The organism is Ktedonobacter sp. SOSP1-52, assembly GCF_016587395.1.
Genome location: NZ_BNJH01000001.1, coordinates 309,366 through 322,829, shown reverse-complemented (window position 1 = coordinate 322,829; position 13,464 = coordinate 309,366). Strand labels below are relative to the sequence as shown.

Here is a 13,464-nt window from a genome sequence, read left to right as displayed (position 1 = left end):
GGGGCTTTCTGGCTCTTCCTTGTTTTTGGGGTGGATAGGTCAGGGCTAAATGTAGACAACGTACGTTGTTTTGTATTATATTAACTACATGAGCGAAGAAAAATATATTCACGAGCAGCACGCTGTTCACCATATTCTCTACCACATCATTTTCTGCCCCAAGCGAAGGCGCAAAGTGCTTGTTGGTCCGGTGCATGATCGACTCAAGCAGATTATTGAGCAGGTTGCCATTGAACACAATTGGGCAATAGTGGAGTTGGCAATCCAGCCTGACTATGTACATCTGTTTATCCAGTCGAATCCGTACACCATGCCAACCGATATTGCGCGTCTCCTCAAAGGGCGAAGCTCGCACATGTTGCGCGAAGAGTTTGCTCACCTGATGCGGATGCCCTCACTCTGGACGCGTTCGACGTTCTACAGTACAGCAGGGCATGTGAGCGCTGACCTCATTCAGAAATACATTGAAAAGCAGAGTACCACATGAGTAGATCAGCAAAGGGATTGCAGACCACCCTTCAGGTGCGTTTGCATCCCACACCCGAACAATCACGCTTGCTCATGGCGCATTGCCTTGAGTACATCGGAACCGTCAATGCGCTGGTATCTGCATTAGATGCCGGGATTTTGCCTGAGAAAGCCAGCACAAAGGACTTTCAAGCATGTCTTCCAAGTGCTGTAAAGAATCAGGCGTTACGCGATGCTCACTCCGTTTTCAAGCGCTCGTTTGAACTTGGGGTCTTGCCAGTACTCAAGAAACCCATTTGCCAATGGAACAACCAGAACTGGCAACTCTCTGGCAGCACGCTCACCCTTCCCGTATACATCAATGGCAAGATTCAGCAGGTGCATATCCCTTGTGAGGGGATCGTCTATGCCGGTGTTCCTGGTATCTTGCGCATCAAGAAAAAGCGTGGAAAGTGGGTCGCGGATGTGACCTTGACTATCGAGCAGCCGTTGCCCACACAAGATGATGGAGTCATGGGTGTTGATCTTGGCATCAAGGTGCCAGCCGTCGCCTATGTGGTGGGCAAAGGGACGCGTTTCTTTGGCAATGGACGAAATCTTCGCCATATGCGTCGTCGCTTCTACGCCCGACGCAAGAAGCTCCAAAAAGCCCGGAAGACACGAGCAATACGCAAGAGCAAGGGAAAAGAAGCTCGTTGGATGAAGAATATCAACCATCAACTCTCTCGCCAGATGGTGAATCATGCATCAGAGCAAGGGATTGGCATCATTCGTGTTGAGTCCCTTGCTGGTATCCGAGAAGGGACGGCACGCACAAGCCGTCGTGCGCACGCACGCAAAAACAACCGGATGATGGCAACATGGTCCTTCTATCAACTCACCCAATTTCTGACCTACAAAGCAGAGCGACTCGGCATCAAGGTAGAGCAGGTGAATCCTGCCCATACCTCGCAAGAATGCCCTGCTTGTCAAGCAAGAAACAAAGCACAAGATAGAACCTACGTGTGCGCTGATTGTGGATGGATGGGCCATAGAGATAAAGTAGGAGCCATCAATATTAGCCGAAGGGCTGGCGTATCTGATCAAAGGATACGTGCCGTAGGAGCATGAGGCTCGACCTACGGATGGGCTGCTTGACACAGCCCCGAACTGTGACGCGTTGATCTCGAAGCAGAAATGGATTGAGAGGGAGCCGATCAGAATCCCCCCGGATTTATCCGGGGGAGTGTCAAAACCGAAAACGTCGCCATTCCGCTCTTGGATATGTCAGTCCGCATGATCTATGAAGAGCAGAAATTGTGGTTGAAGGAGAAGTGTGCTTCGCCTCTGAGAGCGTAGCACATTACTCGCTATTCCGGTTCCGTTTCCACGTTTTCAGACTGGACAAAAACTGGCGAATCTCAAGTTGACCAATGAAGCACATTGGTCAACTCGTGTTTGTGTCTGGGACAGCGTATTGAGGCAAGAGGTGCTTCTCGATACGTCACCGTGTGTGTTAGAAGAAGCGAGCACCTCTCACCCAGCCTCAACAGTAGAGGAAGAATGAGAGTGGAGCTGGTTGACTGCCTGGAGTAACGGTGTCAGGATCTGTGTGATCTGTTCCAGTCTGGTCCAATCTTCAGCCTCGAAGGTATCAAGCATCATGGGGGAAGGCATGCTTGAGAGCAACATTCCTCCACTATGGAGAAATTCCGTGGCGATTTCTCGCCAACGCAGACGCGTCTGCTGCTCGTGGCTCAAGGCATTGCGTTCCAGCACGCTCTCTCGTGCTTGCTCGCTTACGCTGGCAAGATGGCGTGAAAGCATGTCGCGCTGAGTGCTCAACTCTTTGACGTGCTGCTCCAAGGTCTGTATATGTTGTTGGACGTGTGCTGGAAGAACAGGTGCCTCCTGTTCCTTGTGTTGGTGAGAGGCAATGTCCTGACGGAGTTGGAGGCGTTCTCGTTCCAGCGTTTCGATTTGCCGACGAAGTTGGAGCAATTCGTCATGGTCTGGTGCCTGTTCGGGTGTTGAAGCCGTCACGACGGGTCTCTCTTTGATGGTTTCCTGACGCGCTTGCTCTTTGGCCGCACGGACCGCAGGGAGCGTGGGTGGAATCTCCTGCTCTTCGATCTGCTTGAGCACGTCCTCGGGTGCGTTGAGCAGTTCGTAGAGGACCGAGATGGGGATAGCGCCAAACCGATGCACGTTCTCTCCAAAGCGCTCTGCCACCCGCATGAAATTCTGACAACTCTGTCGTGTCAGCCCCAATTCCCCTTTGACCCAGGCCATGAACTGTCCATGGGGCAGGCGTTCTTTCACGGCATGCAGATTGCGTCCAATCTGGATCACATCTTCGGCAGTACGTTTGAGATAGCCTTGTGTTTCAACCGTTTTCTGGTAGACGAAGTGACGGGTCTCTCCATCGAGAAGGGTATAGTCGAATCCGAGGTGCTGGGCTGATTGTTGAGAAGTGTGCTGGGGCGTCTGCATACTCGTCGTTACTCCTTTGCGGTACTCTGAGGCGACACCTCTGCCTGATCTGTAGAGGGCGCGATCAGAGGCAGAATTGCCTGCGGTAAGGCGACTCCCTCGGGCAGTGGAGGGAGCGAGGGAAGTGGGTGGCGGAGAGGGACCGGGCGATCCAGGAGACGTGTCGCCTGAATATCAAAGAGATGCTCGATCATTTCCTTCGCCTGCTCAGGTTGCCTGACGATGTGATGAATGGCCTTGGCGATTTCCGTCGTCATACTGTTGAGCGTCATGAGGTGCCTCATCTCCATAGCACACCAACTATCCGCAAAGGCATGCTCGTCTTGCTGATAGGTCCAGGCGTGATGTTTGGCCTCCATCACTTTGCGCAGGATTACCAGGGCCGTCACCTGCTCAAACCACTGAATCTGCGTGGGGGTACTGAGCCAACGATAGCGTTGCGTGTATTTGGTGAGCAGCCACGTCCGATAGAGTTTGACCAGCGGTTCAGCACTCTGCGTGAGCGAGAGGATGTTCATGGGGTGTTGCAGGGAGGCGAGAAACTTGGTCCAGGTGCGCTCATCAAAGAGGTCTTTGCCGTGCATGAGATGAGGCCTTCCTCGTGGATCGACTAGTTCCAGGTCTGCCGCGAGGTGATGCAGGGTTAGACACTGTGTGAAGTTGGCACCGCGTACTGCCGAGAGCGCCTGGCGCTCGGCATGTTGTTCAAGAAGCAGTGCTTCTGTGTTTCCCTGATCGATGGATATGTGAGATGCATGAAACAGGTGCATAGATGGTTTTCCTTTCCGCTAGTGTTTTTCTGGAATCGCTTGGGATGGAGCAGACTGAGACGCGGCCTGTTGTGCTTGTGGCGAAACGGACGCTTCCTGGGGAGGGACTGCATCACGCTCTGCTGAGGCCTGCATCACCGGTGCCTTGGGGCGGCGAATACGGACCCGTTTCTCGCTCGATGCGTGTGTTTGTTCGTCCTGAGCGATGATCGTTTGTGCTTCCTGTGTGTAGGGAGGGTCCTCTTTTGCCTCCAGCCATGAGGGCGTGGAAAGGGGGATGATGGCAGGTGAGGAGGAGAGTGCCACCCCTTGATGGTCTGCTTCTTGAACAGGGGGGACTGATTCCAGGTGTGGGAAGGGGGAATCTGTCGGTTCATGGAGACTCTCTTTCTTGCGTGGACGCGCTCCATGGCGCGCATTGAGTTGATCAAGCAGTGTATCGACCTCATCGACTGGGCGACCGTACCGCAACGTACATTGCTCGCGTAGGTGTTCTGCTGCCTGCATGTTTCCGGAAGGTGGCAGATCAAGCATGAGGGAAAAGAACGGAAGTCGTTGCCCGTTGAGCGACCAGCGCGCGTAGCAGGTGTAGTCGGGGAGGTTGGTCACATCTTCGGGACTCAAGAGATGACCCAGTTCATGCCGCAGCAAGTAGGCATCTTCTCCGGCGAGCGTAAAGACAAAGAGATGATCGCTATTGGCAAACACTGTTGGACGCAAGGCCCGGTCCACCACATCGAGTTGGGCCAGGGATTGGGTGGCCAGGACCAGGAAGGTGCCTGCTTTGCGCAGTTCGCTCAGGATGGAGCCGTAATTGACCGGATAGTTTTTGAACTCGTCGACCAGGAGCAAAAAGACGTTGCGCTCTGCCAGTGGGAGGGAAAGTTGCTGGGAGAGCGCCGCTGAAAAGAGCCCCAGGATCGAGGCCCCAATGAGCGAGGAGACATCCTGGCCGACATGCCCACTTGCCGTGTTGACCAGCAGGATCTGGCTCTTTTCTACGATCTGCGAAAAGTTGATGGTTGAGGTGGGTTGCCCAAGCAGACGCCGTGAGATCGGCGCACTGGCATAGGCCGAGATTTTGGTGAGCACTGGCGTCGTAATCTCATCCTGCATCCTGGCATCAAGGCGCTCGTAATACTGGTGCCACCAGTCAAGCACGTGTACATCTTCGACCAGATCGAGCACGCGTGCGCGAAAGCTCTGCTTATTGAGGAGGACGGTGAGATCAAGCAGGGTGTATTGCTGCGCCGGACCCTGGTGGGGGTCCGTATGTACGAGTGTCCGGTTGGCCTCTAAGAGCGTCTTCAACGAAAAGCGCATGACATTTTCCACACGTGGTCCCCAGGCCGTACTCCAGATGCCTTTAAAGGTGGTGAGCAGGTGACTGACAATAAGGTCTGCTTCTTCCAGGGAAGCGACCTGTGTGGCATCAAGGGGATTGATCCCAGGAGGAAACCCTTGTTGATGCAGATCAAGAAGAACGACCTCTTCTTCTCGTTCTGGCGGCAGCAATCCCAGAAGATCCTCGATCAAATCACCGTGCGGCTCGATCACGCAGAGACCAGGGTGCGGTCTTGGGCAGGTAGAGAGATGCGCCAGCGCCAGATGGTGAAAGAGGGTACTTTTGCCTTTTCCGGTCCGCCCAATCACGAACTTGTGCTTGAGGATTTCCGAAGGAGGAAAGCGCACCGGCGCCCTTCTGCCAGCGTGAGTTGATGTGCCGATCTGCCACCCGTTCCCGGTTGTGAGCACATGAGGGGCGAGCAGGGAGCGCTCTTGCCGTTGTTCCACATTGGTCCCTTCACTCAAGTGGTCTCCAGGCGGCAAATGCCAGAGGGCCGCCACTTCCTCTCCAGTGAGAAAGAGGGTGCCACGTTGCAGATGTTTCCACCAGGCTCCTTCCTGGGTCAGGTGTTGTGCGTGATGTGTCGAGTGCTTGTGGGAGGTAAAGTAGGCCGTTGAGGTGTGGCAGTGCCTGTAGGCGGCAAAGAGCGTGGCATGCACCTGGTGGTGGCGTCGTTGCTGTGCTCGCTTGCGCTGCAACGCCTGCCAGGAGGACGCGAGCCGTGCTCTGATGGTGTGGTTCACCGGTTGCGCTTGTGGTGCCTGTGCAAGCGATTGCCCTTGATCAGCCCCTTCGATGAGGTAGACACGCAGACGCGCCCGGTAGGCGCTCTTGCCAATCTTCTCGGCCACGCGTTTCATGTCGTAGTACCTCGTCCCCCCAAACAGATGTTCTCCCAGCCAGCGTATGCCTCTGATGGTTCCTGCAAGAAGCGTGATTCCCACCACCAGCCCTATCCCAAGAATGGCTTGCTGGGAAGAGGAGAGATGGGGGAGGGAGCCATGCAGGAGACTGAGCACGTCCTCTTGCAGCCACGAGGAGAAGAGATGCTGCGCCTGACCATAATTCCAGAGAAGCAGGAGTCCGACCACGATGCCCACGAGCACGATTTGTTCAGAGCCCGGTGCGCCACGACGCAGATGTGCTTGCGCCTCGCGACGTTGCTCTCGCTCTTCCTCAAGCGGGTGCTCGACGGAGAGGCGCTGATACTTGCGCGCCCAGGTTGGTGGCAGCGGAGTGAGTGCCAGTTGGGTGACTGCGCGTATTCCGGCGGGAAGATGCTCAAGCGTGGTGAGCACCCCGAGCAACGGATCGATCCCTTGCTCATGGGGCGATCCTGAGGACCAGGATCGCAGCGTCTCGTACGCTTCGCCCCCGGCTCGTAGCTCCATCGCACTTATGATCTCATGTTCTTGTGCGTGTAATGGGTCTTCTTCTGGGGGAACATGGCGCACGATAGCCTGGGGATAGCGCACCTGGATCTGCCGCGTGGCGGCCCGTAAGGTGTCTTCGGACGGGGCGCGCAAGAGAAAGTGCACACTTCGTGCCTGATGGGTGTCTGCAGGTGTGCTTGCCATTTCCAGAGCGAGTGCGCTTCCTTGCAGCACCAGTGACTGCATAGTGCCTTCCAGGGCGCTACGTTCAACAAGCGTCATCCCACGAGCAGGGATGATGCGGGCGACAAAGGAGAGCGGCTTTTGCTGTGCCAATGGCCAGAGGTTCTTCATGCTCTCTTCCCTTCCTTCTGTGTCTGCTGGCGTTGAACTGCCAGTTCTTGTGGATTGGTGGTGATCAGGGCATGCTCTTCCGGTGAGGCATTCATTTCGACCAGCATGCGTTTGGAACCAACGGAGAGCAAGGCCCGGTTTTGCTGTATGGACAGGAGCAACTGCTCTTCTTCCTGTGTCAAGCCGAAGGCCTCACGAGCAGCCTGAGCACCAACGCTATCCAGGCGTTTGAGGACTTTGATGAGCGCATTCTGCGCGATGATGTTGCCATAGGGATTAAGGATGAATTGTTCCGGGTTCTGGGTGATGGTGACCAGGCTCAGGTAGTGCTTGCGTGCCTCACGCGCCAACCGTTCCAGAAAGCGTCCCCCTTCCTCGTGCGCGATGAGGGACCAGGCCTCATCGATGTAGCAGCGCCTGGGACGTGGATGAAAGAGGGCCTGCGACCAGATCAACTCCGCGATCAAAAACATGCCGATGGGACGCAGTTCTCGACTGCCACGCAGCTCGCTCACATCAAAGCTAATGAGCGAGGTCTCAAGGGAGACACTGGTCTGGCGATTGAAGAGCCCAGAGAGGCTGCCATGGACATAGCGCTCCAGCCGATCAGCCAGGCCATAGTCGTCCTGGCCAACGACGCCGCTTTTGAGCACATCGTAGAGGTCTCGTAGCAGAGGCGCCTGCCGATCATGGGTGCGTGGGTCTGCCGTAATGCCCACGCGTCTATAGCACTCGTAGAAGGCCCGATCCAGGAAGGCCTTCTCCCGCGCAGAGAGCGTGGTGGGATGGGGGATGTATTCTGCGAGCAGCAGGTCCAGGAAAGCGTGCAGCTGCGTCATCTTTTCCGCGAGCCGGTCTCCTCGCCTCTGAGTGGTGACATACCAGTCCATGTCGACGCCCCGGGGGAGCACATCAAAGGGATTAATAGCGTGCTCGGAGCCGGGAGAGAGGCGAAGGACCGTTCCTCTAAACACGTCGACCAGGCGCTCATATTCGCGGGAAGGATCGAGAATGAGGACCTGGGTGTCGGGATGGCGGAAGCGTTCATGCAACAGCCACAGTTTGACCGAATAGGACTTGCCACTGCCAGTCACCCCGCCCCAGAATTCGTGTGGGCTTTCCAGTGCCCAGGGATTGAGCAGGACGGGTTCACCACTGGTGGTCACGCCCACAAAGGTGCCGTCCTGCATGGCGAACGACTCACTCATGAAGGGGAAGGTGCAGGCGGCGACGGTGCTGGTCGTCGTAAAGGTCCGCCCAAGGGTATCCGTACAGAGGGGTTGGCATGTGCGGAAGGCCTCGGCATGTTCCAGGGTGGTTGGGTGGGCCACGAAGAGATGCTGGTGCAGGATCTGGCGCAGGCGGTCAGTGCGCGTGTTAAGAGTGGCGAGGTCGGGCGCGCGGACCAACAGGTAGAACCCCATCTCCAGCATGCTCTCTTCTCCAGCTGCGAGCGGCCCAATGAGTGCCGTGACATCGGCCTCGGCCACCTGGAGAGTTGGGTCCTGCTGCCTGCCTCGATGCAGGTTCATGCGCTGGGTGGAGGCGTACTGCTCTTTGCGGAAAAGCAGTCGTTTGACGAATTCTGCACTGTTTTGTGGCGAGAAATGAAAACACAGATCAAAGATCTCATCACAGGCGAGCAGAGGCGCCAGACACCCCTCCACAATCTCGCGCGGGAAGCCAACGACCGCGAGCCCTCGCACATATTCCTCGCCAACCTGCAGATAGCGCGAGGTAACGCGCACACTTTCCGGGGCCAGCAGGTCTTTGAGGGCCATGAGATCAGCAGGGGTCAGCAAACGGTCACGGGCTGAGGGCAGGAGCAAAGCCTCCTCCATCTCGACGGTGTACGGGTCGAACGAGGTCTCTTCCTCCTGGGACGAGGGAGAGAGCACATCAAGGGCTGGACGCGCGAATGGTTTCTCGGAGAGCGCGAAGACGCTCTCAGGCAGCGGAAAGCGCAGCGCCTGCTCTCCCTGGAGTGCACCATGCGTCAGATCGGCCAGTTCTTTGCCTGCCAGGCGATGGCTCAGGAGTCCCATCGCGGCCAGTTGATGCTGTATGGCTTGAACGCGGGTAGCAAGGATCTGTTGGGCCTCGTCCAAGCGCGCCTGACGAGCACGCTTCCTTGCTCGACGACTGAGTATGCGCCAGAGGGAGCTGTTCCAGGTACTTTGTACCCCCTCTTGATCAGCGGTGAGCAGGAGATAAAAGCGGCGATCAATGAGCGTGCGTTGTGCTCCAAGCAGGCGCATTGCGCGTTCATGCGAGATCGCAATCTCAAAGGCTTCTCCTTGCCAGAGGCCCATGTGGGTATGAAGCTGTTCCACATAGGAGGAGAGATCCATGCGCTTCGAACGAATGAGCATCTGGATGGGAAAACGCAGCGAACGCAGAAGGGCGCGAAAGGCGAGCATCATCGTCGAGCGCTCCTCTTGAGATTTGAGTGTATAGTTGGTCGCCCGTATCTCAAGGACAGCCAGATATGCGCGCTCCTGCGATCCCTCTGCGAGGGGCGCGCGATTGACCTGCACATCCTGTACAACCTGATCAAACAAGACAAACTCGCGTTGTACACTTCCGTGTTTCCGCCTCCCTCGACGCTGGCGACGAGGTGGGCGCTGAGGGCGAGGAGAGGAGCGTTCTGAACGAACCGTTCCCATCTGGGAGCGCTCCTGTTGCATGGCGAGGAGCGGTTCATGCGTGCGTTGATCCTCCTGTAAGGTCATAACCATCCCTCACTTTCGTGCTTCTGTGCCTTCTGTCGTGTGAGCGCGCTGTTTCGTGTGTGAAGACGACGCTGCTCAGCCTCATCCCATTTGGTGCTACGCCACACATACGTTACAGGGGCAAGATGCGCGCGTAGCCACACCAGGACCCAGATCTCGAGAGTGCGATCGGCGATCTGGAGAAAGGCGCCAGCCAGCGTGACTAACACCAGTGGGAGTACGGCCAGGAAGGCGAGTCCCCGGCTCCAGAGCAGTCCTACCCCCCAGGCCATGGCCCAGGTCAGCACCTGGAGCCAGGTGGCATAGGCCAGGCTCGCGCCCGTGATAAGGAGCAGCAACTGACGTGCGGTGAGTCCAAAGAGCAGCTTATCCGGTTCGTTTATGTGCGTGGGCACGGTGTAGGTCTGGCGTCTGGTGGACGCCTCTGTCGTGTGGGTCGATGTCATCGCAAAAAAGCTCCCTTCATATATACCTCTTTTCCCCCTCAAGGGGCAGCGTTATTGATGATGGACGAGATGGCGGTTGCGAGCAACACGAGGGCCAGCCCTCCCAGAGCGCGGTAGAGCGCGGCCTTCGCGTGGTCCTGGGATCGCTCATGAGGAAACATCAGGCCGATCGCGCCCCACGCGAAGAAGAAGAGAGCGACGGCATAGGCCACGGGTTTGATGCCGTTGTCGTAGAGGTTTTTGAAAAACTGAGTGATGGAGGAGGCATCGCCTCCGCCCCAGCGGCTGCTATGGCGAGTGGGAAGAGTGGATGAGGAATGGGAGGGTCAGCCAGCCATCCCACAAGGTGAAGCGCGGGCAGGCTTCCCAGGACCCGCAGCACGGTGGCTGCGAGTATTGGGTGCCAGTAAATCATGGTCATCATCGTGTTCTCCTTTTCGTTCTTTGTTAGGAAAGTGTGAGGGGGTGAAGGTAGCCCACCACCTCGAAGGCATTCCAGTACCCGTTCTGGGTATTGACTGATCCATTGGGGTTGAGAGGAAGGGTTTGAACCGGAAATTCCCCATTGGCCTGGGCAAAGGTAATGGCAGTATGGTGAGGGTCAACGCCAAGGACAATACTCACGTGTCCGTAGGCCCCTCCATTCCAGGCCATGATATCGCCGGGCTGGGGCGTGGCGCCGCGGATGGGCAGACGCTCCCACCCAGGCTGAGAGGCAAAGTGGTCCCAGTACTGATTGGCGTTCTGGCCCTGCACGGGGAGTGGCTGGACGTAGGCATAGGCGGCGATGACGAAGACCACGCACTGGAAGGTGTCTGGACTCCAGGAGGTACATCCTGGACAGTGAGTGTTCGCCCAGGCGATGATCTCAGGCGGGAAGCCCGCGTCATAGTAGTGGTCAGCGCCACTGCCCTGACAATCGGTGGCAAGGCGAACTGGCGTGCAATGGAGGTGGGCTGCCATCTTGAGCGCCCATTGCACCACTTCGCCGCGTTTGCCCGAGCCCGAAGTATCTATGGTTGGGAGACCGGGATTCGTTGTCTGAGGGGCTCCCTGAGCTTGGGCGTCCATCGCCACGGTCATGCTTGTGCCAAACATCCCAAACACAACAAGGACCATGCCGCCAAGAAGGAGGAACTTGAGCATCCTTTCTCACCTACCTTTCCTTCGCTTAGAGGGCCGCGATGGCTCGAATGGCCATCGACTCGACCTGGGTGGTGACCTGCGATTGGACGGAGTCGGCTTGCTGTTGCGCCTGTAAGATCGGGCGCAGGGCATAGTTTTGGATCATGGAGGGCAGGCGCGGGACCAGGTAGAACACGGCCCCACTCAGAAGGAGCGCCACAATCTGCTGAATGATGGTGTCGAGTCCTGCGACCGGGCCTGTGCTGATCTGAATACTGGTGCTATAGCTGACCAGGAGCCCTCCCAGGCTCAGCGCGGTGACCTGAATGAACTGGATCATGACGGTGGAGACAAAGGCAGAGAGCCAGATTTGGCCCCAGCGTTGTGTTTGCGGGAGGGCCAGGCAGAGCAGGCCCAGTGGGGAGAGGGTAGTGAGCAAGGCGACCACGGCCAGTCGGACCAGCATTTGCCAGGCGAGCCAGACCATGTGCCAGAAGAGAAAAATCACAAACCAGACGCGCAAGAGGAAGCCAAGCGCGACCTGATCGGGCGTTTGCCCCACGAAGTTGATCATCAGGGAAAGGGTGTCTTTGAGAAAGGTGTGGAGAAATAATTCGTCGACGCCCAGGCAAAGGGCATTGTTGAAATCAATGATGAGTCGACAGATGTACAGGCTGATGTGGGCGGCAAGAAAGGCCACACAGAGCCGCGGGAGGGCTTCCTGCAAGGAGGGCATGGGAACGCCGATGCTTCGCCCAATGAGCACATTGTAGGCCAGGAAGCCGACAAGGACCACCACCGCTGTATCCAGAAAGCCCAGTTCCCAGCTCACCATCTGTTGAATCTGACTGTTGTCATAGGTGGCGAGCGCGGGAGTCTGAGACAGGAAATTAAAGGGATTTTGCATAAAGAGTTCGATGATGGGGCGCACGACATCCCAGATCTGCTCGGTCAGATTGGCCAGAAACTCATTGCTGTAGCAGGTAACATCCCCAATGCCACAGGGAAAGGTTTGCTGCTGAGAGGAAGGGCTGAAATGCATGCGTGCGTATTCGCTTCCACCTGCCTGTGTGACGGGAGGAGCAGAAAGCGAGATCCCCTGAACGGCGGGAGATGCGCCAGAGGGAGCAGGAGGATGAACAGTGAGCAGCATCCCCGCTATCACAAGCAGAACAATCCCTCCCCATCTCGTGAGCATGACATGCGGTCTTCTTGTCATGAGTGAGAGTAAGGCGCGAGTAAACAGGTGAGACATCGAGTAGCTCCTTCTTCGTTGTTGATCTATTCACGTGTCAGGGGTAAGTGTACTCAACGAGGGTATGAAATGGGAAGAGGAAAACCACCCAATAGTGGGCGAAGTTCTTCCCAGTTTCGGGCGAAGTCAGAGCCACATGGGTGCGAGGTGTGCCTGTATATTCGCTTGAGGCGCACGTTGAGGCCGATACATTGGGAGCAACTCCTTGCCAGCAGCGGAAGAGGTCTCTTCTGCTACCGGAAGTGCAGAGAGATCTTCAGCTGCAGCCCTGAAGGATGGAGACGATCGACCTGATTGCTCATCGGTGCCAACCATAGCGAAATGGCTGATTTGTTTTTGTGTGAGGTGATATTCACTCACTTCACTATCATTATTTTCATGTTTCTTTTTTGGTGAAAGAGAATATATGAGATGAGTGAATTCATCACGCGCGTGCGCGCGTGTATGCGTATGGCTCTCTCGGGTCTGCGTTTATTGCGCAGAAACGTCGACCTTTTCTGGTGCTAAAGATCTATGATCTTCAACGATCGTAGACTCGTTTCCAGACGGTCGAGTATTTTTCGCAAGAGTCGACGTTTTGAGCAGGGTCTCGTATTCTTGCCAATGCTAGACTTTTTATCGGGAGATCGACCTTCTCCAGAAGGGTCGACGTTTTGGGCATCGCCTGGAATGAGACCCCATGACGGCATCTGCCAGGAGACGGGAAGGGGGCCATGTCTTGATGAGTGGCTCCCTTTCTGTATTTTTGCATACGTTTGGCTGGCAATTGTTACTATGGGGGAGAGGTGAAAAATACGAATAGTTCTCGCTGGAAAAGAAGTTGATGCCCAAAAATACAAAAATTTTGTAAAATGACCATGTGTGCTAAAACGGTACGGGGACTGTATTGAGCTGAACTTTGTGAAGCATCTGACCCTGTTTCGATGCTCATGTGTGCGTTTTTGAAGTGCGAGGAGAGGCCTTTTGCAACTGAGCATTATCACAGATGAGATTTCACAGGACATGCCGCGCGCCTTGCGTGTTTGTCGTGACCTCCAGGTGAAGATGGTCGAACTGCGTACGATCGATGGTGAGAGCGTGTTTTGGAAATGGGCTAAGGATCTCTATGTGATAACCTGAAT

12 protein-coding genes are annotated in these 13,464 nt (G+C 56.1%); 3 read left to right on the top strand and 9 right to left on the bottom strand.

From position 1 onward, the window contains the following. The first annotated feature begins 88 nt into the window (after positions 1 to 88). The gene (gene tnpA / locus JMJ16_RS01355) at positions 89 to 487 is read left to right on the top strand and encodes an IS200/IS605 family transposase (protein WP_201377828.1); all 399 of its coding nucleotides are present in this window, start codon (positions 89 to 91) and stop codon (positions 485 to 487) included. Then, positions 484 to 1,578: an RNA-guided endonuclease TnpB family protein gene (locus tag JMJ16_RS01350; protein ID WP_201377826.1), complete on the top strand. Its 1,095-nt coding sequence runs from the start codon at positions 484 to 486 to the stop codon at positions 1,576 to 1,578. Before tnpA ends, JMJ16_RS01350 begins: the two co-directional genes overlap by 4 nt. Before the next feature lie 405 nt (positions 1,579 to 1,983). Here JMJ16_RS01350 and JMJ16_RS01345 read toward each other — a convergent pair whose 3' ends face one another. The 9 genes from JMJ16_RS01345 to JMJ16_RS01310 are packed head-to-tail and all read right to left on the bottom strand — an operon-like array spanning position 1,984 to position 12,343. Further along, on the bottom strand, positions 1,984 to 2,940 hold the full coding sequence (locus JMJ16_RS01345; protein ID WP_201377824.1) for a DUF3102 domain-containing protein: 957 nt from the start codon (positions 2,938 to 2,940) through the stop codon (positions 1,984 to 1,986). Positions 2,941 to 2,948: 8 nt separating this feature from the next. After that, a complete protein-coding gene (locus JMJ16_RS01340; protein ID WP_201377823.1) occupies positions 2,949 to 3,710 on the bottom strand; it encodes a hypothetical protein in 762 nt (253 codons plus the stop codon). A gap of 18 nt (positions 3,711 to 3,728) precedes the next feature. Beyond that, positions 3,729 to 6,785, bottom strand: a complete 3,057-nt coding sequence (locus JMJ16_RS01335) for a type IV secretory system conjugative DNA transfer family protein (protein ID WP_236601108.1) — start codon at positions 6,783 to 6,785, stop codon at positions 3,729 to 3,731. Continuing rightward, positions 6,782 to 9,517 (bottom strand): VirB4 family type IV secretion system protein, encoded by a 2,736-nt coding sequence (locus JMJ16_RS01330; RefSeq protein WP_201377822.1) that lies wholly within the window; start codon positions 9,515 to 9,517, stop codon positions 6,782 to 6,784. Before JMJ16_RS01330 ends, JMJ16_RS01335 begins: the two co-directional genes overlap by 4 nt. Next, positions 9,514 to 9,963, bottom strand: a complete 450-nt coding sequence (locus JMJ16_RS01325) for a PrgI family protein (RefSeq protein WP_201377818.1) — start codon at positions 9,961 to 9,963, stop codon at positions 9,514 to 9,516. The genes JMJ16_RS01330 and JMJ16_RS01325 overlap by 4 nt, the downstream gene beginning before the upstream one ends. 38 nt (positions 9,964 to 10,001) lie before the next feature. Further along, positions 10,002 to 10,124 (bottom strand): hypothetical protein, encoded by a 123-nt coding sequence (locus tag JMJ16_RS55800; RefSeq protein WP_255553150.1) that lies wholly within the window; start codon positions 10,122 to 10,124, stop codon positions 10,002 to 10,004. Further along, positions 10,124 to 10,387, bottom strand: a complete 264-nt coding sequence (locus JMJ16_RS01320; RefSeq protein ID WP_236601107.1) for a hypothetical protein — start codon at positions 10,385 to 10,387, stop codon at positions 10,124 to 10,126. Before JMJ16_RS01320 ends, JMJ16_RS55800 begins: the two co-directional genes overlap by 1 nt. A gap of 23 nt (positions 10,388 to 10,410) precedes the next feature. Continuing rightward, on the bottom strand, positions 10,411 to 11,109 hold the full coding sequence (locus tag JMJ16_RS01315; RefSeq protein WP_201377817.1) for a CHAP domain-containing protein: 699 nt from the start codon (positions 11,107 to 11,109) through the stop codon (positions 10,411 to 10,413). Positions 11,110 to 11,134: 25 nt separating this feature from the next. After that, positions 11,135 to 12,343: a type IV secretion system protein gene (locus JMJ16_RS01310; protein WP_236601106.1), complete on the bottom strand. Its 1,209-nt coding sequence runs from the start codon at positions 12,341 to 12,343 to the stop codon at positions 11,135 to 11,137. 963 nt (positions 12,344 to 13,306) lie between these two features. Between JMJ16_RS01310 and JMJ16_RS01305 the strand changes: the two genes are divergently transcribed. After that, positions 13,307 to 13,462, top strand: a complete 156-nt coding sequence (locus JMJ16_RS01305; RefSeq protein WP_201377816.1) for a hypothetical protein — start codon at positions 13,307 to 13,309, stop codon at positions 13,460 to 13,462. The last annotated feature ends 2 nt before the right edge of the window (positions 13,463 to 13,464 follow it).

Excerpts from the sequence above, each read along its gene's own strand:
- tnpA (WP_201377828.1), top strand. The coding sequence starts at position 89 with ATGAGCGAAGAAAAATATATTCACGAGCAGCACGCTGTTCACCATATT.
- JMJ16_RS01350 (WP_201377826.1), top strand. The coding sequence starts at position 484 with ATGAGTAGATCAGCAAAGGGATTGCAGACCACCCTTCAGGTGCGTTTG.
- JMJ16_RS01345 (WP_201377824.1), bottom strand. The coding sequence starts at position 2,940 with ATGCAGACGCCCCAGCACACTTCTCAACAATCAGCCCAGCACCTCGGA.
- JMJ16_RS01340 (WP_201377823.1), bottom strand. The coding sequence starts at position 3,710 with ATGCACCTGTTTCATGCATCTCACATATCCATCGATCAGGGAAACACA.
- JMJ16_RS01335 (WP_236601108.1), bottom strand. The coding sequence starts at position 6,785 with ATGAAGAACCTCTGGCCATTGGCACAGCAAAAGCCGCTCTCCTTTGTC.
- JMJ16_RS01330 (WP_201377822.1), bottom strand. The coding sequence starts at position 9,517 with ATGACCTTACAGGAGGATCAACGCACGCATGAACCGCTCCTCGCCATG.
- JMJ16_RS01325 (WP_201377818.1), bottom strand. The coding sequence starts at position 9,963 with ATGACATCGACCCACACGACAGAGGCGTCCACCAGACGCCAGACCTAC.
- JMJ16_RS55800 (WP_255553150.1), bottom strand. The coding sequence starts at position 10,124 with ATGTTTCCTCATGAGCGATCCCAGGACCACGCGAAGGCCGCGCTCTAC.
- JMJ16_RS01320 (WP_236601107.1), bottom strand. The coding sequence starts at position 10,387 with ATGATGACCATGATTTACTGGCACCCAATACTCGCAGCCACCGTGCTG.
- JMJ16_RS01315 (WP_201377817.1), bottom strand. The coding sequence starts at position 11,109 with ATGCTCAAGTTCCTCCTTCTTGGCGGCATGGTCCTTGTTGTGTTTGGG.
- JMJ16_RS01310 (WP_236601106.1), bottom strand. The coding sequence starts at position 12,343 with ATGTCTCACCTGTTTACTCGCGCCTTACTCTCACTCATGACAAGAAGA.